22 protein-coding genes are annotated in these 20,233 nt (G+C 71.7%); 5 read left to right on the forward strand and 17 right to left on the reverse strand.

From position 1 onward, the window contains the following. Window positions 1-10 precede the first annotated feature (10 nt). The 4 genes from ACYQ77_RS43560 to ACYQ77_RS43575 form a co-directional block, all read right to left on the reverse strand. The gene (locus ACYQ77_RS43560) at window positions 11-328 is read right to left on the reverse strand and encodes a TusE/DsrC/DsvC family sulfur relay protein (protein WP_459723301.1); all 318 of its coding nucleotides are present in this window, start codon (window positions 326-328) and stop codon (window positions 11-13) included. After that, entirely contained in the window at window positions 325-1,578 is a 1,254-nt protein-coding gene (sqr, locus tag ACYQ77_RS43565; RefSeq protein WP_459723303.1) for a type III sulfide quinone reductase, selenoprotein subtype, read from the reverse strand. The genes ACYQ77_RS43560 and sqr overlap by 4 nt, the downstream gene beginning before the upstream one ends. Window positions 1,579-1,673: 95 nt before the next feature. Then, the gene (sulP, locus tag ACYQ77_RS43570; protein WP_459723304.1) at window positions 1,674-3,350 is read right to left on the reverse strand and encodes a sulfate permease; all 1,677 of its coding nucleotides are present in this window, start codon (window positions 3,348-3,350) and stop codon (window positions 1,674-1,676) included. Next, window positions 3,347-4,357 (reverse strand): Acg family FMN-binding oxidoreductase, encoded by a 1,011-nt coding sequence (locus ACYQ77_RS43575; RefSeq protein WP_459723305.1) that lies wholly within the window; start codon window positions 4,355-4,357, stop codon window positions 3,347-3,349. Before ACYQ77_RS43575 ends, sulP begins: the two co-directional genes overlap by 4 nt. Window positions 4,358-4,541: 184 nt before the next feature. Between ACYQ77_RS43575 and ACYQ77_RS43580 the strand changes: the two genes are divergently transcribed. From ACYQ77_RS43580 to ACYQ77_RS43590, 3 genes are read left to right on the forward strand one after another with little or no spacing between them, the layout of a single operon-like run. Beyond that, window positions 4,542-5,930, forward strand: a complete 1,389-nt coding sequence (locus ACYQ77_RS43580) for a DUF4389 domain-containing protein (RefSeq protein ID WP_459723307.1) — start codon at window positions 4,542-4,544, stop codon at window positions 5,928-5,930. After that, the gene (locus ACYQ77_RS43585; RefSeq protein WP_459723308.1) at window positions 5,927-6,808 is read left to right on the forward strand and encodes an ABC transporter ATP-binding protein; all 882 of its coding nucleotides are present in this window, start codon (window positions 5,927-5,929) and stop codon (window positions 6,806-6,808) included. The genes ACYQ77_RS43580 and ACYQ77_RS43585 overlap by 4 nt, the downstream gene beginning before the upstream one ends. After that, entirely contained in the window at window positions 6,805-7,608 is an 804-nt protein-coding gene (locus tag ACYQ77_RS43590) for an ABC transporter permease subunit (RefSeq protein WP_459723309.1), read from the forward strand. The genes ACYQ77_RS43585 and ACYQ77_RS43590 overlap by 4 nt, the downstream gene beginning before the upstream one ends. Here ACYQ77_RS43590 and ACYQ77_RS43595 read toward each other — a convergent pair. From ACYQ77_RS43595 to ACYQ77_RS43620, 6 genes are all read right to left on the reverse strand, one after another. Beyond that, window positions 7,595-7,873: a DUF302 domain-containing protein gene (locus tag ACYQ77_RS43595; protein ID WP_459723342.1), complete on the reverse strand. Its 279-nt coding sequence runs from the start codon at window positions 7,871-7,873 to the stop codon at window positions 7,595-7,597. The two genes, ACYQ77_RS43590 and ACYQ77_RS43595, sit on opposite strands and share 14 nt — an antisense overlap. Window positions 7,874-8,358: 485 nt before the next feature. After that, on the reverse strand, window positions 8,359-9,342 hold the full coding sequence (locus ACYQ77_RS43600) for a DUF3048 domain-containing protein (protein WP_459723311.1): 984 nt from the start codon (window positions 9,340-9,342) through the stop codon (window positions 8,359-8,361). Further along, on the reverse strand, window positions 9,339-9,644 hold the full coding sequence (locus tag ACYQ77_RS43605) for a 2TM domain-containing protein (RefSeq protein ID WP_459723312.1): 306 nt from the start codon (window positions 9,642-9,644) through the stop codon (window positions 9,339-9,341). Before ACYQ77_RS43605 ends, ACYQ77_RS43600 begins: the two co-directional genes overlap by 4 nt. A gap of 112 nt (window positions 9,645-9,756) precedes the next feature. Next, window positions 9,757-10,644 carry a hypothetical protein gene (locus ACYQ77_RS43610; protein ID WP_459723313.1) on the reverse strand — a complete coding sequence of 296 codons (888 nt, stop codon included), beginning with the start codon at window positions 10,642-10,644 and terminating at the stop codon, window positions 9,757-9,759. Further along, entirely contained in the window at window positions 10,641-12,008 is a 1,368-nt protein-coding gene (locus tag ACYQ77_RS43615) for a wax ester/triacylglycerol synthase domain-containing protein (protein ID WP_459723315.1), read from the reverse strand. The genes ACYQ77_RS43610 and ACYQ77_RS43615 overlap by 4 nt, the downstream gene beginning before the upstream one ends. 30 nt (window positions 12,009-12,038) lie before the next feature. After that, on the reverse strand, window positions 12,039-13,076 hold the full coding sequence (locus ACYQ77_RS43620; RefSeq protein WP_459723316.1) for a zinc-dependent alcohol dehydrogenase family protein: 1,038 nt from the start codon (window positions 13,074-13,076) through the stop codon (window positions 12,039-12,041). Between the two features lie 344 nt (window positions 13,077-13,420). On the opposite strand from ACYQ77_RS43620, the gene ACYQ77_RS43625 reads away from it, so the two are divergent. After that, a complete protein-coding gene (locus ACYQ77_RS43625) occupies window positions 13,421-13,684 on the forward strand; it encodes a metal-sensitive transcriptional regulator (protein WP_459723344.1) in 264 nt (87 codons plus the stop codon). A 9-nt stretch (window positions 13,685-13,693) separates the two neighbouring features. On the opposite strand, the gene ACYQ77_RS43630 is transcribed toward ACYQ77_RS43625, so the two are convergent. The 3 genes from ACYQ77_RS43630 to ACYQ77_RS43640 are packed head-to-tail and all read right to left on the reverse strand — an operon-like array spanning window position 13,694 to window position 16,520. Continuing rightward, the gene (locus tag ACYQ77_RS43630) at window positions 13,694-14,557 is read right to left on the reverse strand and encodes a sulfite exporter TauE/SafE family protein (RefSeq protein WP_459723318.1); all 864 of its coding nucleotides are present in this window, start codon (window positions 14,555-14,557) and stop codon (window positions 13,694-13,696) included. A 5-nt stretch (window positions 14,558-14,562) separates the two neighbouring features. Further along, window positions 14,563-15,138 carry a rhodanese-like domain-containing protein gene (locus ACYQ77_RS43635; RefSeq protein ID WP_459723319.1) on the reverse strand — a complete coding sequence of 192 codons (576 nt, stop codon included), beginning with the start codon at window positions 15,136-15,138 and terminating at the stop codon, window positions 14,563-14,565. Further along, on the reverse strand, window positions 15,135-16,520 hold the full coding sequence (locus tag ACYQ77_RS43640) for an MBL fold metallo-hydrolase (RefSeq protein ID WP_459723320.1): 1,386 nt from the start codon (window positions 16,518-16,520) through the stop codon (window positions 15,135-15,137). The genes ACYQ77_RS43635 and ACYQ77_RS43640 overlap by 4 nt, the downstream gene beginning before the upstream one ends. Window positions 16,521-16,763: 243 nt before the next feature. On the opposite strand from ACYQ77_RS43640, the gene ACYQ77_RS43645 reads away from it, so the two are divergent. Further along, the gene (locus ACYQ77_RS43645; protein ID WP_459723322.1) at window positions 16,764-17,414 is read left to right on the forward strand and encodes a hypothetical protein; all 651 of its coding nucleotides are present in this window, start codon (window positions 16,764-16,766) and stop codon (window positions 17,412-17,414) included. Between the two features lie 40 nt (window positions 17,415-17,454). On the opposite strand, the gene ACYQ77_RS43650 is transcribed toward ACYQ77_RS43645, so the two are convergent. The 4 genes from ACYQ77_RS43650 to ACYQ77_RS43665 all read right to left on the reverse strand — a co-directional run bounded on the left by ACYQ77_RS43650 (window position 17,455) and on the right by ACYQ77_RS43665 (window position 19,866). After that, window positions 17,455-17,898, reverse strand: coding sequence for a polysaccharide deacetylase family protein (locus ACYQ77_RS43650; RefSeq protein WP_459723345.1), 444 nt, complete (start codon window positions 17,896-17,898; stop codon window positions 17,455-17,457). Further along, complete coding sequence (locus ACYQ77_RS43655) at window positions 17,859-18,416, reverse strand: hypothetical protein (RefSeq protein ID WP_459723347.1); 558 nt, start codon at window positions 18,414-18,416, stop codon at window positions 17,859-17,861. Before ACYQ77_RS43655 ends, ACYQ77_RS43650 begins: the two co-directional genes overlap by 40 nt. An 8-nt stretch (window positions 18,417-18,424) precedes the next feature. Continuing rightward, entirely contained in the window at window positions 18,425-18,958 is a 534-nt protein-coding gene (locus ACYQ77_RS43660; RefSeq protein ID WP_459723323.1) for a flavodoxin domain-containing protein, read from the reverse strand. A 713-nt stretch (window positions 18,959-19,671) separates the two neighbouring features. Next, entirely contained in the window at window positions 19,672-19,866 is a 195-nt protein-coding gene (locus ACYQ77_RS43665; RefSeq protein ID WP_459723324.1) for a hypothetical protein, read from the reverse strand. Between the last annotated feature and the right edge of the window lie 367 nt (window positions 19,867-20,233).

The following is a 20,233-nucleotide window of genomic DNA, read 5'->3' on the forward strand; positions in this document are numbered from 1 at the left end:
CGCTCCTCTCCTAGATGCAGCCGCGGGGCTTGGGGATGCCCGCGATGCGCGCGGCGAGCTTGGCCGGGCCCTTCGGGAACAGCTGGTACAGCTCCTTGACGGCGACCCCCGAGCTCTTGCCGAGCACGCGCACGGTCGGGCCGGTGCCCTTCGTCTCGTATTCGTCCCGCATGAACTTGATGACCTGCCAGTGCCGGTCGGTCAGTTCGCCGATGCCCGCCTCGCGGGCGATCTCGGGTGCCATGTCCTCGCGCCACTGGGCCGGGTCGGTCAGGAAACCGTCGTCGCCGACCGCTACCTCGGTGCCTGCGTAGACCTTTGTCGTCATGACCTCTCCTCGACGGGGCACCGCTTGCCGGTCACCGGCATCGCGGTGGGGATGCCGGGAATTTCCCGGCCTGGCAGCAGGACGTGCCAGTACAACCAGGCGAACATGAGCTTCCCGAGGTGGTTGAGCCGCGACTGCTTCAGCAGCGGCAGCCCGACCGGTCCGGGGAAGTGGCCGGGTACCGGCTCTGTGTCGTAGTTGAAGTCGATGAGCAGCGCTTTCCCGAAGCCGCTCTCGATGAAGCAGTTGGTGTGCCCGTCGAACGCGGCGTCGGTTGGTTCGCCGTTCAGGCGGCGTACCACGTTGCGGGTGAGGACCTCGCCCTCGAAGTGCGTCACCGAGCCCGCCTTCGACGTCGGCACCGCGGCGGCGTCGCCGATCACGAGGACGTCCTGGCTCGCCGTCGACACCAGGGTGTGCGGGTCGGCGGGCACGAACCCGAGCGCGTCACCGAGCCCGGGCGAGCGATCGACATAGGACGCGCCACCGTGCGGCGGGACGACGACGGCCAGGTCGAACTCGATCTCCCGCTCGTCGTAGGAGATCAGGCGGCCACCGGTGCCGTCCGCGTCGACCGCGCCGAGGTTGAACTCGGTGACCAGCTCGACGCCCTTCTCCTCGAGCAGCCCGGCGAGGGCGTGCGCCGCGACCGGTTTGGTGAACGCGGCGTCCAGCGGTGTCGCGTAGACCAGTTCCACGCCGTCGCGGATGCCGCGCTCCCGGAAGTACCAGTCGGCGAGGAAGCAGAACTCCAGGGGCGCCACGGGGCACTTGATCGGCAGGTCGGCCACGTTCACCACCAGCCTGCCACCGTCGAAGCCGCGCAGCGCGTCCGCGAGTGCGACGGCGCCGGGCAGGTCGTAGAAGGTGTGGACGGACCGGCCCCAGCCGGGTCCGGTCAGCCCTTCGGTCTCCTCCGGGACGAGCCGGGCGCCGGTGGCGACGACGAGGACGTCGTAGCGCAGCAGCGTGCCGTCGTCGAGGCGCACGCGACGCCGCTCGATGTCGACGTGGTTGACGGCGGCACGGTGGTAGCCGATGGCGCCGCGGAGCTGGCGCGGTCTCGGCCGCACGAGGTCGTCGGCCGTGGCCAGCCCGAACGGCAGGAACAGCAGGCCGGGTTGGTAGACGTGGTCGTCGTCCTGGTCGACGACGGAGATCTGGACGTCGGCGGCGAGCACCCGCCGAAGCCGGTTGGCGGCGAGCGTGCCGCCGGTGCCCGCACCGAGGATCACGACGTGTTTGCCCATACCCGGACTGTCTTCCGGTCGCCGCGTGCCCGCCGGAGGCCTTGGCACTCCGCACCCGAGACCAACGTCCCTGGTTCGCCGGCGTCGCGCGCTTGTCAGGCGACGTGCTCGCGGAACGCCGCGACCGCGGTCGGCAGGGTCGGGAAGATGCGGTCCGCGCCGATGCGCTCGACGAGCCCCGCTGCCGCCAGGTCGGCCCGGAGGTCCTGCTTGACCCTGGCCATCGCGAAGACGATGTCGCGCCGGGTGAGGTCCGCTCGCAGGTCCTCGATCGCGTCGGCCGCGGTGATGTCGATCTCGACGTTGGCCTCCGCGTTGAGCAGGAACCACACGACCGGGGTGGGGGACTCGTCGACGGCGGCCAGTGCCCTGCGCCGGAAGTCGTCGGCGTTGGCGAAACACAGCGGTGCGTCGTAGCGGTACACGACGAGCCCCGGGATGCGGGTGGCCCGCGGGTAGTCGTCGACATCGTGCATGCCCGCCACGCCGGGCACCTCGCCGAGGATGCCGTCGTGTGGGCGCGCGATCCGGCGCAGCAGGTCCAGTATGGACAGCCCGATCGCGACCAGCACCCCGTTCAGCACGTCCAGCAGCAGCACGCCGGCGGTCGTGGCCAGGGCCAGTGCCAGCTCGCTGCGCCGGAACGCGCCGATCCGCCGGAACTCCGCGACCTCGACGAGCCGCGTCGCCGCGTGGATGACGAGGGCCCCGAGCGCCGCGGCTGGGAACGTCGCGAGCAGCGGACGGCCGAACGACAGGACGAGCACGACCACCGCGACCGCGACGAGCGAGTGGACCTGCGAGCGGCTGCCGGTGCTGTCGCCGATGGCCGTGCGGCTCGCGCTGCTGCTCACCGGGAACCCCTGCAGTACCCCTGCCGTGACGTTGGCGGTGCCGAGCGCGAGCAGTTCGCTGTTCGCGTCGATCCGGTAGCCGTTCCGGATGGCGAAGGACCGCGCGGTGAGGACGTTGTCGGAGTACCCGACCACCGCGACCCCGACCGCGGGCAGCAGCAGCGCGAGGACGTCCGCGCCGGACACCGCGGGCAGGCCGGGGACCGGGACGGCGGCCGGGATCGTGCCGATCACCGCGACGCCGCTGTCCCGCAGGGAGAACACCGCCGTCGCGGCCGCGGCGAGGAGCACGGCGACCGGCGGTACCGGCAGCCTCGGCAGCAGTGCCCCGCCCACGGCCAGGAAGGCCAGCACCCCGGCGGCGAGCAGCACCGTGGGGAGGTGGACGTGGCCGAGGTGCCGGACGAACGCACCGAGCTCGGCGACGACGGAGTCACCGTCGAGCCGGACACCGGTGACCGTGCCGAGCTGGCCCACGATCATGAGGACCGCCAACCCGGCCATGTAGCCGACGAGCACGGGCCGCGAGAGGAGGTCGGCGAGGAACCCGAGCCGGGCCGCCGCACCCAGCACGCACAGCACACCGACGAGCAGCGCGAGTACCGCGGCCAGTGCCGCGTACCGGGCCGGATCGCCCGCGGCCAGCGGGGCGATCGTCACCGCGGTCATCAGCGCGGTCGTCGACTCCGGCCCCACCGACAGCTGCCGCGACGACCCGAACACCGCGTAGGCGAGCAGGGAACCGACGATGGTCCACAGCCCGGCGGCGGGCGCCAGCCCAGCGACGTCCGCGTACGCCATCACCTGTGGGATCAGGTAGGCGGCCACGGTGACACCGGCGAGGACGTCCGGTCTCAGCCAGTCGCGCCGGTAACCGCGGAGCAGCAGCACTCCGCGCGGGACGCCACGCGTGGTCAAGGGGTGTGGCGGGTGCCGGGCAGGTACCCGACGGTGTCACCCGTCGCCCTGCGGTGGCTCTCCGGTGGCGGCGGTGCCGCGGTCGGCGCCCAGCCGATGCGCAGGACCAGGTGCGGGAACGCGGCCCCGTCGAGGACCTGGGCACGGATCATGCTTCTGGTGTCGGCCACCTCGAGTGCCTGCGAGAGCGGGCAGGTCGCCAGACCGAGATCGGTGGCGGTGAGGAGCGCGGCGCTCGCGGCCTCGCCGGCACGCAGCACCGACACGAGGTCGTCGCCGGTGGTGGCGAGGATCAGCAGTTCCCCGGCGTCGCTCTCGCCCCGGCCGGTCTCGGTGTCGGGCAGCGCGCCGACCGGGAACGCACGCATGGTGGTGTCCCCGTGGATCCACGGGTCCGGCGGGGTGCTCGTGGTGAGGACGCCGTCGCGGGAGAGACGGCCGCGGCCGGTCCACGCGGCGAGCTCCGCGGCGTAGGCGGGGTCGTGCTCCTGGGCGTCCGCCGCCGCGTCGATCGCCCGGGTGAGCTGCCTGCGGGTGAGCCTGCCGGTGACCGGGACCAGCAGCGCGCCCGCCTTCCCGGCCCGGCGCACCAGGATGTCGAGGTGCCCGTCCGGCACGGGCCACGACGAGAACCGGCGCCGGTCCGTGCGTCTGCGGGAGATCGCGCCTGCGAGCGTGATGTCCTCGGTGGACGGTGTCTTCCACGCCAGTTCTACCGCGGCCAGGTGGTCGGGATCGCCCGGGTTCGGCAGGCGGTGCACGATCGCGCGCCAGCCGAGTGCCCCGAGCGCGACGCGCAGGTGGTGCAGCGCGGCGCCGCAGGACACCAGCAGGTCCCGCCCGTCCGGGTCGGTGGCGGTCAGGCGGCGGGCGCGGTCGGCCATGAGGTGGATGGACCCGTCGCCGAGCAGCCAGCGCCACGGCTGGGTGTTGTGCACCGACGGTGCGCGGTTGGCCAGCGTGATCGCGTCGAGCACGGTGTGCGTGTCGGGTGTGCGCTCGTTCATCGTGCGGCCTCCTCGCTTCTCGAACCCTGCCGCCACGGTCGTCCTTCCCGGCGGGCGATGGCAGTGCTCAAGTTCCCGGTCCGCCGTGACCAAAGGCCCGCGCAGCCCACCCGACGGACTCTGTGCGTGACCGATGCCGCGACCGACGGTGGAGACGGACATTCGAGGAAAGGTCGTGGTCACCATGACATCTCCGGTGCGGTTGGCTGCCAGGCTCGACGACGCACCCAGTCGCTGGTTGTGGTTGGTGAAGTGGCTCCTGCTGGTGCCGCACGCGATCGTGTTGTTCTTCCTGTGGGTGGCGTTCCCGGTGGTCACCCTCGTCGCGCTGGTCGCGATCCTGGTCACCGGGCGGTACCCGAGGGTGTTGTTCGACTTCAACCTCGGTGTCCTGCGGTGGACGTGGCGCGTGTGGTGCTACGGGTACGGCGCGCTGGCCACCGACCGGTACCCGCCGTTCAGCCTGGGGCCGGAGCCGGACTACCCAGCGACGCTGGACGTCGCCTACCCGGAGCGGCTCTCGCGCGGGCTGGCGCTGGTGAAGTGGTGGCTGCTCGCGATACCCCACTACCTGGTCGTCGCGTTCTTCGTGGGTGGCGGCGGGTACGTGCTGTGGCAGTGGGGCGAGGGCTGGCTCGGCTTCGACGGTGGTCTGGTGGCGTTGCTGACGCTGGTCGCCGGGGTGGCGCTGCTGTTCACCGGCCGCTACCCGCGGGGCGTCTTCGACCTCGTCATCGGCATGAACCGCTGGGTGCTGCGGGTCGCCGCCTACGCGGCGCTGATGACCGACGAGTACCCGCCGTTCCGGCTGGACCTCGGCGGCGCCGACCCGGCCGCCACCGGCGAGCCGGAGCCCGAGCCGCGCGCGGCTCGACCCACGACCTCCGCAGGGCGCGCGGTGGGCGTGATCGCGGGCGCGTTGTTGCTGCTCGTCGGGCTCGGCGGTGCTGGGGCAGGCGGCGGGCTGCTGTGGCTGGAGGCGCAGCGCGATTCGGCGGGCTACGTGACCACGCCGGTCGAACGGTTCGGCGACGACGGCTACGCGCTGCGGTTCCACGCCAAGGACATCGCCCCGGTGGACGAGGACTGGCCGTGGGCGCGGAACATCCTCGGCGACCTCCGCGTCGCGGTCTCCACTGTGGACAACCAGCCGCTGTTCGCGGGGATCGCCCGCACCGCGGACGTCGAACGGTACCTGAGCGGCGTGCCGCACCGCAGGTTCCAGGACTACCGGGACGACCGGTACCAGCCGATGGCCGTCGGCGCGCACATGCGTGGCGTGCGGCCGCCCGGTGAGCCGGGGAACCTCGGCATCTGGACCGAGGCGGCGACCGGTACCGGCACCCTCACCCTCGACTGGACACCACGACCGGGGGACTGGTCGCTCGTGGTCATGGACGCCGACGCCCGGCCGGACGTGCGTGCGGACGTCGCGGTCGGCGCCACCGCGCCCGCACTGCTGCCGATCGCGATCACCGCCCTGTCCGCCGGCGTCGTCTTCCTCGTCGGCGGGGCGGTGCTCATCGCGCTGTCCGCCCGGCCGCGCAGGCCGGTGGCGACGGAGGAACGATGATCATCCACACCGAAGGCCTGACCAAGCGCTACGGCCGCAGGCCTGCGCTGACCGGACTGGACCTGGACGTGCCGGACGGTGCGCTGTTCGGGTATCTCGGCCCCAACGGCGCCGGGAAGACCACCACCATCCGGATCCTGGCCGGGCTCCTGCGCCCGACGAGCGGCCGGGCCACCGTGCTCGGCGCCGACGTGGTGCGTGACCGGGAGGCGGTCCAGTCCCGGATCGGCTACCTGCCTGGCGACTTCGTCGCCTACCCGGACCTCGCCGCCGGGGACTACCTGCGGTACATGGGGAACCTGCGCGGCGGGGTGGACCCGGCCGCCACGGCGCGGCTCGCGAAGCGGCTCGACCTCGACCTCGGTCAGGTCATCGGGGGGATGTCCCACGGCAACCGGCAGAAGGTCGGGATCGTGCAGGCCTTCCAGCACGACCCGGAGCTGCTGGTCCTCGACGAACCGACGCAGGGCCTCGACCCGTTGGTGCAGCACGAGTTCCTCGCCATGCTGCGGGAGGCGCTGCAGGCGGGCAGGACGGTCGTCCTGTGCTCGCACGTGCTGTCCGAGGTCGAGGCGGTCGCCGACCTCGTCGGCATCCTGCGCGAAGGCAGGCTCGTCGAGGTCGCGTCGGTGGCGGAGCTGAAGGCAAAGGCGTTGCGGCGCCTGGACCTCACGTTCGAACGCGAGGTACCCGCCGACCGGCTGCGCACCGTATCCGGGGTGACCGAGGTCCACGCGAACGGATCAGGCGTGCAGCTGGTCGTCGAGGGGTCCACGGCCGAGCTGTTCGCCGTCGCCGCGCCGTACCGGATCACCGGGGTGGTCAGCCACGAACCGGATCTCGAGGAGATCTTCCTGACCTACTACGGAAAGGCGTGAGGGCAGTGCTCACGAACGTCTTCCTCAAGACACTCCGCGACCAGCGCCGTGCACTCGTCGGCTGGAGCATCGGCCTGCTGGTGCTGGTGCTGCTCGAGTCGGCGCTGTGGCCCACCGTCCGCGACATGGGCAACCTCACGGAGTTCGTCGCGAACTACCCGGAGGCGATGAAGGAGCTGTTCAAGCTCGACCAGTTCGGCACCGGGACCGGCTTCCTCAACGGCGAGCTGTACAGCCTCATGCTGCCGATCCTGTTCCTGGTGTACGGGATCGGCAGGGGAGCGCGGTCGGTCGCCGGTGAGGAGGAGGCGGGCACGCTCGAGGTCCTGCTGATGACCAGGGTCTCGCCGACGAGCCTGGTACTGCACCGCGCGGCCGCGCTCGCGGCCGGGATGATCGCGCTCGGCGCGGTGCTGTTCGTCGCCGTCGCGGTGTGCTCGCCGCTGTTCGGCCTGGACGTTCCGCTGGGCCAGGCGGCCGCGGGCTCGGTGGCGATGGTGCTCCTGGGCGTGGAGTTCGGCTGGCTCGCCCTCGCGGTCGGCGCGGTCACCGGCAGGCACGTGGTGGCGACCGCGGTCGCGTCGGCTGTGGCGGTCGCCGCCTACGTCCTGTACGCGGCTGGCGGACTGGTCGCCGAACTCGAGGCGTGGCAGGGCGTCTCACCGTTCGACCAGGCACTGACCGCCGGTCCGCTGGGCGGCGGGCTCACCTGGGTGTTCCTGTGGATGCCCGCCGCCGCGGTCGTGTTCGTGGCCGCGGCGGTGCCGGTGTTCGAACGCAGGGACATCACGATCCGCTGAACGTGCTCGTCTCCCGCGGCGCCTCCGCCACCAGGCGGAGCGCCGCGGCGAGCCGGGTGCGGGCCTCGGTGGCCACGGGCTCGAGGTCGGCGATCCCCGGAGCGTGGACCAGGATGGCGGGGTCGAGCGCTTCCACCACGGTGGCGTCGCCATCGGCACGGACGGCGATCGTGCACGGCAGGAGCAGCCCGGCCTGCCGGTTGACGGCCAGCGCGCGTTCGGCGAGCCGTGGGTCGCAGACCCCGACGAGCAGGAAGCCCGCCAGCTGGGCCCGGTTCGCTCGTGCAGCGCGTCCCGGGTCTGCGCCACCGCCAAGGCGAAGTCGCGGGGATCCGGAACGTCAGCCCGATCGACTGGATGACCGGACCCAGACCTCGGGTTCGGTAGCCGGCCGGTTCGGTCCTGGTGTTCGGGCCGACGGACGTAGATCGACGTAGATCTCGGTGGGCGGACCGACGGCGCAGTAGCCGTGACCAAAGATCGACGCGCCGTCAGTGCCTGCCCACGACCCGTGCGCCACCGCCGGGTCGGCCTTCCGGTCCCGGGGCACGATCGGGACGCCGAGGTCGACGTCCAACGGCTTGTCGGGACCAGTTCGTCCAGGTATGTCGCCGCCGGCGGGCCGGCCGGGTGCAGGCCGGCGGCGGTCATCTCGGCGTACAGATCCGGGGGGGGGGCGAGTCCGGCGCCGATGTCGTCCCCGAGATGCTCCGGTCGCACCACTCGGCACGGGTTGCTCCTCCGGTAGGTTCACGAGGGAATCAACAGCACCCACACCGGGCCCGCCGCGAGCGGCAGTTCCCGGCCCTCCGGTGTGTGGAAGGTGGTCGGCGCTCGCACGGCGGTCCGGGACCAGGTGCCCGGGAAGCGCAGACCGTCGCGCAGCACGACCACCGGTCCGCTGCCGACGGTGCGCGCGACCGGCGAGACGGTGCCGCGGGCGTCCTCGATCCCCTCGTTCGTGGTGACCTCGACCTGCTGCAGGACGACGTCCGCCGCGCTGACGCGGCCGGTGTCCGTGGACATCAGCGGTTCCCCGTTCATCGACACGAGCCACCGCCGGCCGGTCGCCGACCAGGTGAAGCCGAAGCTCGCCGCCCGATACCGCACCGCCTCTGTCGCGGTCGGTTCGCCCGCGCCGGGCGCGGGGCCGAAGCTCAGCGGAGCGACCGCGGGTCCCTGTGCCCCGTCAGGCAGTCGTGCTGGTCGCACGTAGAGGTTGTGCGGTGCCCGGCGATCGGAGTCCCGGTAATACGCGGCAGCCGCCTGTGCGGGTGCCGCGTTGACCAGGCGGGCTCCGTGCAGCGCGGGCAGCAACTCGGGTGCCGCGCCCGAGTAGGCCAGTACTGGCGTGCCGTACTGGCCGAGCAGTTCGATGTCCGTGCGCCGGGCGCTGCGGACCGGGCCGATCACCTCGGGCGGCGTGCCGGTGTACACGGCCACGAGCCGGGTCAGCCCACCCTCGACCGGTTCGACGTACACGACCTCGGCCGAGCCGAGTCCGGTCTGCGGCAGTGCCGACGGCACATTGTCGATCTTGACGGCCAGCGCGGGTGCGGTCAGCGGTGCCCTCGGCGTCGGTGTCGTGGTGGACCGGGAAGTGGCCGGGGGAGCGGCAGGAGACATCGTCCCGTCACCCCGGTCGACCACCACCACGATCGCCGCCACGATCGCGATCACGGCCAGCGCCGCACCGATCTCCCACGCGAGCCACTTGCGGGCCCGGCCTGTCATGACCCCGTCGCCTCCTCGTCGTGCCCGATCAGCGGACGGCCGAGACGGGCAACTTCGCTGTCCACTTCGGTCTCCGTGATGGGCTTGGTGAAGAACGCGTTCCACGCGTGCATCAGCAGGCCCGCTCCCCAGAACAGCAGCACGAAGGCCGGCCAGAAGAACGAGTCGGGCGCGGTCGCCGCCCAGATGACGATCAGTCCCGCGTTCACGACGACGTACATGATCAGGTGGGGGAAGAACCCACGTCGTTCCTCGAGCCGCTTGCGTGCGACCGTGCGAACGTCTGCCGGTGTGCCGGTCAAGGCTCACACCTCCTCGAACTCGGCTGTCACCTCGAGCGTCGAACGCCTTCCCCCGCGGTCACAGAGACCTCGGTAGGCGGAGAGAGGGACCGAAGTCCTTGAGTGCGGCCGGTCAGCAGGCGTTGAGGCGGATGCGCCAGGTTCCGTCGGGGGCGGTCCCGGCGGTGAACGGTGCGGTGCCGATCGTGCCGTCGCCGGGTCGGCCGTCCCACAGGATCGCCGGGAGCTCGGTCATGACCTCGCCGCCCCGGCTGCCGCACCCGCCGTTGGCGCCTTCGACGTACCGCGCGTACAGCAGTACCTCGGCGGCCGCCCGCGAACTCGCGGGTGGGGTGGTCACCGCCGGTGTGCTGCCGGCGAGTGCGCGGGTCGCGGCGAGATCCCCGGCGAAGCGGACCGCCGCGGCGTGCCCGTTGCCGAGTGCGCGGAGGAGGTCGTCGCTGCTGGGGTTGGTGCCGGGCTCGAGGCTGGTAGCGACACTGAAGTCGGCCATGGCGTACCGCCGCGACGCCAGGTCGCTGTAGACGAGGACGACCGAGCGGAGGAGGGCACGGGGCAGACCGGCGGGGATCGTGGTCGCGGCAGGTGCGAGGTCGGCGGCACGCACCGCTCTCGCCACGGGCTCGCTGACCGTCTTCCAGGGTGGGCCGGTGCCGTTGATGGCGGCGGCCGCAGCACGCAGCTGCCTGTCGAGCTTGTCCGCGGCGGCGAAGAAGCGCGCGAGGTTCGTCGTCGCGGTCGGCGGGTTCGACGTGGTCGGACCGTGCGCCGAGGTCGTCGAGGTCGTCGTCGAGGTCGTCGTGGACGACGGAGCGATCGGGCTCGGCGGCGGCGTGGTGGACGTGGTCGCCGGGGAGGCGGCGGGCGTTCCTGTCTCCTGGTCGTGGTTCGCGACCAGGACGACCGCGGTGACGACGCCGCTGACGGCTATCGCGGCGACACCGGCCGTCAGCCAGCGACGCCACGACGGCGGGCACCCGGATTCGGGGGGACTGGTCATGGTGAGGCACCTCCTACAGCGATCACTTCGGCGAGGCCGAGGCGCAGACAGTCGATGAAGACGGGCGGGTCCGGCACGGCGGCGGTATCGAGGTTGACGCCGATGTGGCAGGTACCCGCGTACGACATCAGCGTCAGGTTGGCCGCGCAGCCCATGGTCGGGCCGAATGCCGCGTGGGCCGTGACCTTAGCGCCGGCGAGGTAGGTCGTCACCGGGACGCCGGTCACGTCACTGGCAAGGAAGTCGACGCGTTTGAGCATCCCCCCGACGAACCCGGTGGGCAGCAGGTCGAGGCCGGCGGCGATGGCGTCGGTGAAGCCGAGGGAGCGGGCGGTGCGGGCAGACCTCGCACGGGTGTCGATCAAGCGCATCCGCCGCGCGGGGTCGGCCTCCGCCACGGGGACGAGGAACCGCATGAGCGTGATCCTGTTGCTGGCCAGTGCGTCGGTGGCGGTGCGGATGCTCACCGGCATCGTCACCCGCAACTCGTCCACAGACGCGTCGTGTTTGTGGTGGTAGTGGCGCATCCCGCCGGTGACGGCTGCCAGGAACGCGTCGTTCACGGTCACGCCGGTGGTCGCGGCGGCGTGCTTGAGGTCCTTCAGACCGGCGGAGACCACGTGGAGGTGACGGCCGAGCCCGCGTCCGCGCATGACGGGGGAGCGGATGTCGGTGACCGGCGCGACCGTGCTGCCGATCGACTGCACGGTGTCCCACGCCGCGCGCACGCCTCCCACGGGGTCGCGCAGGAGCCGCCACACTGCCGGACCCGCGGTGGTGACCACATCGCGGGCGAGACCGGTCAGCTGCCCGGCCGTGTGCACGATGGCCGCGGGCAGGAGCGCGCCGCCGTTGGCCCTGCCGGGTTCGTCCGGGTGCGGCACGAACCCGGGCTCTGGCACGGTGTCGAACAACGTCGGCGCCAAGCGGACCGCACCGACACCGTCGGTGAGGGCGTGGTGCATCTTCATGATCAGCGCGGCGCTGCCGTCCTGGAGACCGTCGACCAGCGTAAAGGTCCACAGAGGACGGGCCCGGTCGAATCCGCTCATGGCCTCGATCCGAGCCAGCTCGAGCACCGCGTCGTGGGAGTCGGCGCTGGTCCGGCGCAGGTGCCAGGACAGGTCGAAGTCGTCGTCGGTCTCCCACCTCGGCACCGCGATCCGCAGCGGGGGCTCGGCGACCCGCTGGCGCAACCTGGGCACCAGCCGGGTCGCCGCCTCCACCCGCTCGACGAGCCGTTCCCAGTCCGGTGACCTGTCCAGCCATGCGACCGACACGATCGTGGCCCGCATCGCCGGGTCCGCCTCCTGGTACCAGGAGAAGGCGTCACTCGCTCGCATGAACTCGTTCCGTGTGTCCATGGCGTGCTCCCTGGAAACGTCGGTTCGCCGCTACCGGGTGAGGACCACCTTCAGGGCACCGGTGTCCTGCGGCCGGGAGAACACGTCGTACGCGGCCTGCATCTCGTCGAGCGCGAAGCGGTGGGTGATGAAACGACCGGGGTCGATGCGCCCTGCCGCGAGCATGCGCAGCAGCATCGGGGTGCTGGAGGTGTCGACCAGACCGGTCGTGATCGTCACGTTGCGGATCCACAGGTCTTCCAGGTGCAGCGTGGCGGCCTTGCCGTGCACACCGACGTTGGCGACGTGACCGCCGGCCCGGACCAGGGTGGTGCAGAGTTCGAACGTCTCGGGCACCCCGACCGCCTCGATGACGACGTCGGCGCCGAGGCCGCCGGTGAGGTCACGAACAGCGGCGACGGCCTCATGCCCCGTCCTGGCCACCACGTCCGCGCCGAACTGCTTGGCCGCGTCCAAGCGCGACTGCGCGAGGTCGACGGCGACGATGTGGCTCGGGCTGTAGAACTGCGCTGTGGTGATCGCGGCCAGCCCGATCGGCCCCGCTCCGACGACGACCACGGTGTCCCCGGGCTCCACCCGGCCGTTGCGGACCCCCACCTCGTACGAGGTGGGCAGGATGTCCGCGAGCAGGACCGCGGATTCGTCGCTGACCTGGTCGGGCAGCACGTAGGTGGAGGTGTCGGCGAACGGCACCCGGACGTACTCGGCCTGGGTACCGTCCACGAGGTGGCCGAGGATCCAGCCACCGCCGCCGAGGCACTGGCCGTAGGCGCCGGCGCGGCAGTACTGGCAGCGTCCACAGGCGCTGATGCAGGACACCAGTACCCGGTCGCCGGGCTTGACCGTGGTGACCGCGGCACCGACCTCCTGGATCGTGCCGACCGCCTCGTGGCCGAGGATGCGGCCGGGTGTGACCTCGGGGACGTCGCCCTTGAGGATGTGCAGGTCCGTCCCGCAGATGGTGACCGCGTCCACGCGGACGATCGCGTCGGTGGGGTCCATCAGGGTCGGTGTCGCCACGTCTCGCCACTCGCGCTTGCCGGGGCCGCCGTAGACGAGCGCTTTCATGATTCCTCCTGCGATGTCGCGCGTGTACTCCACACACAGCCTCACCACCGGAGCGCGGTGACATCCGCAGTCGAAGGTCCTCTTTCGGCAGGGCCCAATGCGGCGCCGACGGCTCGCGACGACCGGGTACATCATTGGCCGGAGCGGACGCACACCGTGCTCTGGCGGGTGACGCGCTGAACAGCTGTCTGGTCGGCCTTCGAGGCTGAGGAAGGTGATGCCGCCTGCCGTGGCGAGGCGTCGACGCTGGGTGACGGCGTCGCCGCCGAGCCCGCGCCCAACGCGGCGGGGGCGGCACTCGGCACGAGGAGGGGATACCCTGGGGGGTAGCTGAGGGAGGCATGGTGGAGTTGAGCGAGGACGTCCTGTCGGACGTGGTGAAGCGTCTGCGCCGGGCGCAGGGGCAGGTCGGTGGGCTGATCCAGATGATCGAGTCCGGCAGGGACTGCCGGGACGTGATCACGCAACTGGCCGCCGTGTCGCGGGCGCTGGACCGGGCCGGTTTCAAGCTGATCGCGAGCGGCCTGGAGAAATGCGTGTCCGACGGTTCCGACGAGGCGAAGGCCGACCGCGAGCAGCTGGAGAAGTTGTTCCTCAGCCTGGCGTGACCGCCTCGCCTAACTCGAGGACACCCCCGGGGGTAAGCCGTCATGGTGGTCTGTTCGAGGCCGTGCTCGCCGGTGGATGGCCACGGCGGTCGGCACGCCCGCGGCGACGGCGACGGCGAGTGGCCACCAGGCGGCGGGCACCTGCTGGGTGAGGACGAAGGTGCCCATCACGACGACGAACCACCCGAAGCTCGTGCGGAGGACGTGTTCGGGAATGCGTCCGGCGACCCGGCCTCCCACGAGGGCGCCCGCGACGGCGGCGGCGGTGACGGCGACGGCGAGCGCCCAGTCGATGCGCACGGTGGACAGGTAGCCCGCGAGCGCGGCGAACGACTTCATGGCGATCACCACGAGGGAGGTGCCGACGGCGACCGGCATGGGGAGGCCGCCGAGCAGCACGAGCGCGGGCACGACGAGGAAACCGCCACCCGCGCCGACGAGACCGGTGACCGCGCCGATCACGACGCCCTCGGCGATGACGAGGAGGATCGGCAGGTCACGACGAGCCGCGTGTGCGGCGTGGTTCCGGCGGAGCATCGCGGACGCGGTGGTCACCATCATCACGCCGAACCCGGCGAGCAGCCAGCCGCCCGGGATGAACGCGGCGAGCCGGCCGCCACCGTATGCGCCGGCCATCGCGGTGACGCCGAAGACGAGCCCGGTGCGCCACCGCACTCGCCCCGACCTGGCGTGCGGGATGGCGCCGATGGCGCTGGTGACACCGACGACGAACAGCGACATCGCGATCGCCTGCTTGGCGTCCAGGCCGGCGAGGTAGACGAGGATGGGGACGGTGAGGATGGACCCGCCGCCGCCGAGCACGCCGAGGGCGACCCCGACGAGTGCGGTGGCGGCGAGGGTGGCCACGAGCACGGTACTCAGCCCCGTTCGACGGCCAGCGCGGCCACGACGGCGTCGACGGTGGTGCGCGGTTCGCGGTTGCGGGGCAGCGTGGCGAGCAGCTTGCCCAGCAGGCACGTGTCGGTGATGGCGGCGACCGCGAGTCCGCCGCCTACGAGGCCGGCGACCCACGTGGCGGGCGAGAACACGCTGCCGGCCAGGACCGCGGCGAGTACGAGGCCGCCCGCCGCCAGGCGGACCTGGCGTTCGAGGTCCCACCTCGGTTGTGTCCGGCGCATGGGTGCGCGCGCCGCTTCCCACGCGGTGACGCCGCCCGCGAGCAGCCGCAGGTTCGGCAGCCCGGCGGCGGCGAGCGCCCGTTCGGCTTGTGCGGCGCGGCTGCCGGACCGGCAGATCAGGACGACGTGCTCGTCGAGGTGATCGCGCAGCTCCGCGCGGTGCTCGCGCAGCAGGTCGAGCGGGACGTTGTACGAGCCCTCGATGTGAGCGGCCGCGAACTCGGCGGGTGTCCGCACGTCGATCAGCCGAGGGGCCGTGCCGGCGGCGATCGACTCGCGCAGCGCGGGGACATCCACGGTGGACGGTCTGGTCATCGGAGGACCGCCAGTCCCGTCGTGGCGGCGGCATCGAAGCTGTCGTCGACCGAGACGACCCGCCTCCCGGCGGCGCGGAGGAGACTTGCCGCGATCGCCGAGCGGTAGCCGGACTGGCAGTGCACCCACACGACTCCGTCCGGCACGTCGCCGATCCGGTCCGGCAACTCGGGGAGCGGGATGTGCACCGCGTCATCCAGGTGGCCCCCGCGCCATTCCCCGGTCAACCGCACGTCGAGGACGACGTCCGGGGCGGACACCCCGTCCGGGATGCTGCCCGCACGCGCAGCGGCGAGGTCGGCGAAGGTCGCGGTGTCAAGCCCGCTGAGCCGCGCCTCGTCCCCGCCTGCCCACCGGTCCGGTCGCCCGGTCGCCGAGGCGGCGGGACGGTCGATGCCGATCCTGGCCAGTTCGCGCTGGGCCGCGCTGATCTGGTCAGCGGTCTCACCGAGCAGTGTGATCGGCGCGTCCCAGGGCACGAGCCAGCCCACCCATGTCGACATGGCGCCGTCGAGCCCGATGCTGACCGTGCCCGCGAGGTGGCGGCGGGCGAACGCCGTGCGGGAGCGGAGGTCCACGATCCACTCTCCTGCTCGGAGCCGGGCCTGCAGCTCGGCCGGGTCGGCTGCGCGGGCCGGTGTCAGATCGACCAGGTCGGCTCCGTCGGCGTTGCGCACGCCCATGTGCGCGTAGTACGCGGGGTATGCGTCCAGCCCGGCGAGGGTGGTCTCGACGAAGTCGTCGGCTTCCAGCCGCAGCACGGGGTTCGTGGCCTTCTCGCGACCTATGGTCGACGTCGTGGCGTCGGACTGGGTGGCCGAGCAGAAGCTGCCGAAGCCATGGGTCGGCCACACCCGCGTGCCGTCCGGCAGCATGTCCGCCAGCCTGCGCGCGGACGCGTGCTGGTGGTGGGCGAGGTCGTGTGCGTGTTCCCGCCCGAGCAGGTCGGTCCTGCCGGTCGTGCCGAACAGCAGGGAGCCGCCGGTGAACACGCCTTCCGGTCCCTCCTCGCCGCGCAGGACGTAGGACACGTGGTTGAACGTGTGTCCCGCGGTGGCGAGGACGCGCAGGCGCAGCCGGTCGGACACCGCGATCTCGTCGCCGTCCGCGACGGGGACGAGATCGAACCCGACCTTCTCCCTGCCCGCGATCAGGTAGGCCGCCCCGGTGACCCTGGACAGCGCCAGGCCACCGGAGACGTAGTCGTTGTGCAGGTGGGTTTCCGCGACGTGGGTGATGCGCACACCGAGTCGTCCGGCCAGCAGCAGCACCCGGTCGATGTCGCGCTGTGGGTCGATGACCACCGCCACCCGCCCGTCGTGTGCGAGGTAACTACGGTCACCCAATGACGAGGTCGCCACGACCTCGACGTCGATCGGCATTGCGGGGTTCCTCTCGATAGGTGATATACCCCCGGGGGTATCTCTGGCTCCACCGTACCGCGTGTGCCGACGACTGGTCGAGTACCCCAGGGGTATGCGTGAAGCGGGCTCCGTGGCACGGGCGAACGTCAGGACCGGGGATTCCGGTTGGGCGGGCGGCTTTCTCTTGGGCTGACCTTGTGCCCTTGTGCGGGCACCAGAGGGCTCTCGTTCGGCGCCGGTCTCGCGGACGAGCCTGGCCGTATGCGTGTACTGAAGTGGGAGCGCTTGAGCGCGGTGAGTGGTGTGGCGGCGCTGGCGGTCGCCGGTGTCGCGGTGGTGTTCGAGCGCAGTACGCCCGATCCGGATCCGTCGGCGGCGGAGGTGGCCGAGTTCTACGTCGCGAATCGGACCGCGTTGCTGGTGCAGAGCCTGCTGTTCGTGCTCAGCGCGGGGATCTTCCTGTGGTTCGTCGCTGGACTGCGCGGTCGGCTCGCACGGGCTGAAGGCCACACCGAACGGGTGTCGTCGATCGTGTACGGGGCGGGGATCGCGTGGATCGTCGTGAACCTGGTCGTGCAGGCGCCCCAGATCGCGTTGGCGCGAGCGGCGGCCGACGGACTCGACCCGAGGGTGGCCGTGGTGGTGAACGACATCGGTCTGACACTGGCGACGATCGCTGCCGTCCCGGTGGTGGTGATGGTCGCCGGGGTCGGCGTCCTGTCGTTGCGGTCAGCGGCGTTCCCGGCCTGGGTCGGCTGGTTCTCGATGGGGACGGCCGCACTGCACCTGGTCGCTTGGTTCGGTGTGCTCGCGGACAGCGGCCCGCTCGCGCCGGGCGGCTGGGTGACCTTCGTCGTCTACCCTGTGTTCGTGGTGTGGTTGGGCTGCGTCGTCATCGGGATGCTGCGGTAGGTGTGTCATCGTTCTCACGCCCTCAGCGCACCGCAGCGGTTCACACGTTAGCGTCACGAGGCGGTAGCCGTTGGCCTTGATCGCGGCGATCGTGGCAGGAAGGGCGTCGGCGTCCAGTGTGGTTCCGTCGTCGGGGTTGGCACCGATGTACATCAGCACGATCTCGCCCGGTCGTAGTCCGGTCGTAGTCCGGTGACGACGCGGTCGGCCACGAGCGCTGGCGTGATCCCGCCGCTGGTGCCTTCCAGCCGAGGGTGTCCACGGTCCACCGGACCGGGAGGTAGCCGAGTTCGTTCACGGCATCGATGGTGCGCGCGTCGCGTTCGCCGAACGGGAACCGGAACAGCGGCCGTGGATCGGCACCTGCCTGGCGGATCACCCGTTGTGCGCCGAGCGCCTCGTCGGCGATCAGCGGCGCGGTGAGGCCTGTCATGTGCGGGTGGGTCATGGTGTGGTTGCCAACCCGGTGCCCCGCGGCGACGATCTGGGCGACGCCGGCAGGGTTACCGCGTGCCCAGGTGTCGCCCGCACCTGCGCGCCGGCGAGTGCCCGCAGAATCTTGGCCAGTCCCGCGGAGTTCGCACCCGCGTCGAAAGTCAGCGCGACGACCTTGCTGCTGGTGGGCACCACCCCGATGTCCTGCCCGCGCAACCCGGGCGGGAACGGCGACCGCGGCGCGGTCGTCGTCGGCGCCGTCGTGGTCGTCGTCGACCGCCGCGTGATCGTGGTCGAGCCCGGTTGGCTCGTGGTCGGCCCTACCGTCGTGGTCGGACGGTCGTCGACCATCACGACGATGATGCTCGCCGCCGCGATGCGATGCGTTCCCAGCCACCTGATCACAACACTCACCTCCAAGTCCCCCGAACACAGAGAGCCGGCGGTGCGGTGGTGTGTCGTAACGCGCCGAACCCGACGAGACCCACCTGGCGGGCGGATGACACCGTGGACAAGCTCAACCGCGAGGTCACCGAGGATGGTGCCGGTGGTGTTCAGCTGGGTCATCGCACCTCCTACGTCGTGACCGCGCCGTGCAGGTACCCAGCGATGCCGGTGGTCCACGCCTCGATCGCGGCCCAGTCACGGAGGTCGCCGTAGCGGCCGCCGCACAGCCACAGCAGGAACCGGGCGGGCAGCGGGGCCCCGGCGCGCGGCACGACACCCGGGAAGGCGTGGTAGTCGCGTGGCCCGATCAGCTCGCACAGCTCCGCGATCCGCGTCGGCACGACATCCCGCAGGAGGCGCCCGAGGGGACCGCGCAGCGACGGGCTGATGCCGACGCTGAACAGCCACACCGGACGGATCCGCAACGCGTCGGCGTTGTGCCAGATGAAGTTCTCGGCCGCGCGAAGCAGCGCGGCGTTGCGCACCCCACTGCCGAGCACCACCGCGTCGTAGCCGTCCACGGCGGGACGCTCGGCGAGGTCGCGGAGGTCGGCCGTCAGCCCCCGTGCCCGCAGCCGGACCGCGATGAACTCGGCGACGGACCTCGTCGAGCCCGCGGTGCCCGCGTAACCGACCAGCACCCGGTCGATGTGGTTGATCATCTCACACTCTCCAAAGTGGACAGATCGCATTGCGGCGGTCCCGGTTCGCGCGCCTTGAGTAGCCGCCACATGACTGTGCCGCTGCGGGTGTGGGGGAGCGACTGGTCGAACACGATCTCCTTCGGTGCCACCGCGCAGAGCGCGCGGTGGTCGAACGCGAGCAGTTCGCGGCGCAGTTCCTCGGCCGGGTCCTGCCCCCGCCGACGGTGGGTCTGCCATGAGCGCGCTCTCCACCTCGAAGGGGCCGATCGCCCTTGCGGACGCCGAGCGAGCCGAGCAGGTTGGCGAACCGGTTCGTGCGCTCGGCAAGGTCCGCGTAGGTGATGTCGGTGACGCGGTCGTGCTCGTGCGTGCTCGACGGCGTTGGCGATCTCGAACCAGCCGGCCAGCTGCCGGACTGCCTCGGCGCCGGCGCGTGGCTGCCACCCGGCCGCCTGTTCCGTATCGGTGAGGGTCGCGAACAGCGGCGCGAGTTCGGACTCCCGCTCAGCCACGCGATCGGCGGGCACCCCACGCCGTCCGGGTGCCCCCGGGGTGGCGACCGGTCGGCACCGGTCGAGCGAGTCGCGCAGTCCTGCCACCATCAGCCCCTCTCCGAGGATCCACCGACGATGCTCTGCCTCGCTGCCGAGGTACGGCCAGTGACGAAGTCCCCACGAGAGGGGGACCTTCGTCGACGATGTGAGGCCTCTTGTCGTGTCCGGGGTGCGCCGCTACCGGCGGTACGTCGCCGTGCAGTGAGGCACGGAGCCGGCCGCGCGTTTCTCGGGCACGGTCCGCGCCGCGTACGCGCGCAGGGCGGCGACGCCGGTCTCGTCGGCGACGTCGCGGCGCACCCAGTCGCTGTCGGTGCCCTCCCCGCGGTAGAGCCAGACGTAGTCGCGCTTCAGTTTGGGGTTGGCCGACATGCCCGCGTCCCACGCGCCGTGTGTGGATGAACGTGGGCCGGACCTCCTCGAACACGTGGTCCCGCAACTCGGCCATGTCGCCCGCTCCCCGCAGTTCGGCGATCCGGTAGGACACCAGGCCGGCGAGGTCGATGATCTCCAGCCATGTCGTGAGCGCCGTGCCGCCGATGTCCGGCAGCAGCAGCGTGCCGTCGTCGAGACCCAGCTGATCGGCGTAGGTGTCGAACATCTCGCCGCAGCCCTCGGCGATTCCGCACATCGGCACGGTGGGCGCCGCCCTGAACGTGCCAGACGCGGTCCAGAAGGTCACCAACGTGGGACACCAGTGCGACCGCGAGTCTCAACGCCAGGACGATCCGCCCCCTCA

The sequence above is a fragment of the Actinophytocola sp. KF-1 genome (assembly GCF_054661535.1).

What these genes read in the sequence shown, in the direction of transcription:
- ACYQ77_RS43585 (WP_459723308.1), top strand. Translation starts at nt 5,927, where the DNA reads ATGATCATCCACACCGAAGGCCTGACCAAGCGCTACGGCCGCAGGCCT.
- ACYQ77_RS43560 (WP_459723301.1), bottom strand. Translation starts at nt 328, where the DNA reads ATGACGACAAAGGTCTACGCAGGCACCGAGGTAGCGGTCGGCGACGAC.
- ACYQ77_RS43655 (WP_459723347.1), bottom strand. Translation starts at nt 18,416, where the DNA reads ATGACCCAGCTGAACACCACCGGCACCATCCTCGGTGACCTCGCGGTT.
- ACYQ77_RS43665 (WP_459723324.1), bottom strand. Translation starts at nt 19,866, where the DNA reads ATGTCGGCCAACCCCAAACTGAAGCGCGACTACGTCTGGCTCTACCGC.
- ACYQ77_RS43615 (WP_459723315.1), bottom strand. Translation starts at nt 12,008, where the DNA reads ATGGACACACGGAACGAGTTCATGCGAGCGAGTGACGCCTTCTCCTGG.
- ACYQ77_RS43640 (WP_459723320.1), bottom strand. Translation starts at nt 16,520, where the DNA reads ATGCCGATCGACGTCGAGGTCGTGGCGACCTCGTCATTGGGTGACCGT.
- ACYQ77_RS43660 (WP_459723323.1), bottom strand. Translation starts at nt 18,958, where the DNA reads ATGATCAACCACATCGACCGGGTGCTGGTCGGTTACGCGGGCACCGCG.
- ACYQ77_RS43580 (WP_459723307.1), top strand. Translation starts at nt 4,542, where the DNA reads ATGACATCTCCGGTGCGGTTGGCTGCCAGGCTCGACGACGCACCCAGT.
- ACYQ77_RS43610 (WP_459723313.1), bottom strand. Translation starts at nt 10,644, where the DNA reads ATGACCAGTCCCCCCGAATCCGGGTGCCCGCCGTCGTGGCGTCGCTGG.
- ACYQ77_RS43620 (WP_459723316.1), bottom strand. Translation starts at nt 13,076, where the DNA reads ATGAAAGCGCTCGTCTACGGCGGCCCCGGCAAGCGCGAGTGGCGAGAC.
- ACYQ77_RS43645 (WP_459723322.1), top strand. Translation starts at nt 16,764, where the DNA reads ATGCGTGTACTGAAGTGGGAGCGCTTGAGCGCGGTGAGTGGTGTGGCG.
- ACYQ77_RS43635 (WP_459723319.1), bottom strand. Translation starts at nt 15,138, where the DNA reads ATGACCAGACCGTCCACCGTGGATGTCCCCGCGCTGCGCGAGTCGATC.
- ACYQ77_RS43575 (WP_459723305.1), bottom strand. Translation starts at nt 4,357, where the DNA reads ATGAACGAGCGCACACCCGACACGCACACCGTGCTCGACGCGATCACG.
- sqr (WP_459723303.1), bottom strand. Translation starts at nt 1,578, where the DNA reads ATGGGCAAACACGTCGTGATCCTCGGTGCGGGCACCGGCGGCACGCTC.
- ACYQ77_RS43600 (WP_459723311.1), bottom strand. Translation starts at nt 9,342, where the DNA reads ATGACAGGCCGGGCCCGCAAGTGGCTCGCGTGGGAGATCGGTGCGGCG.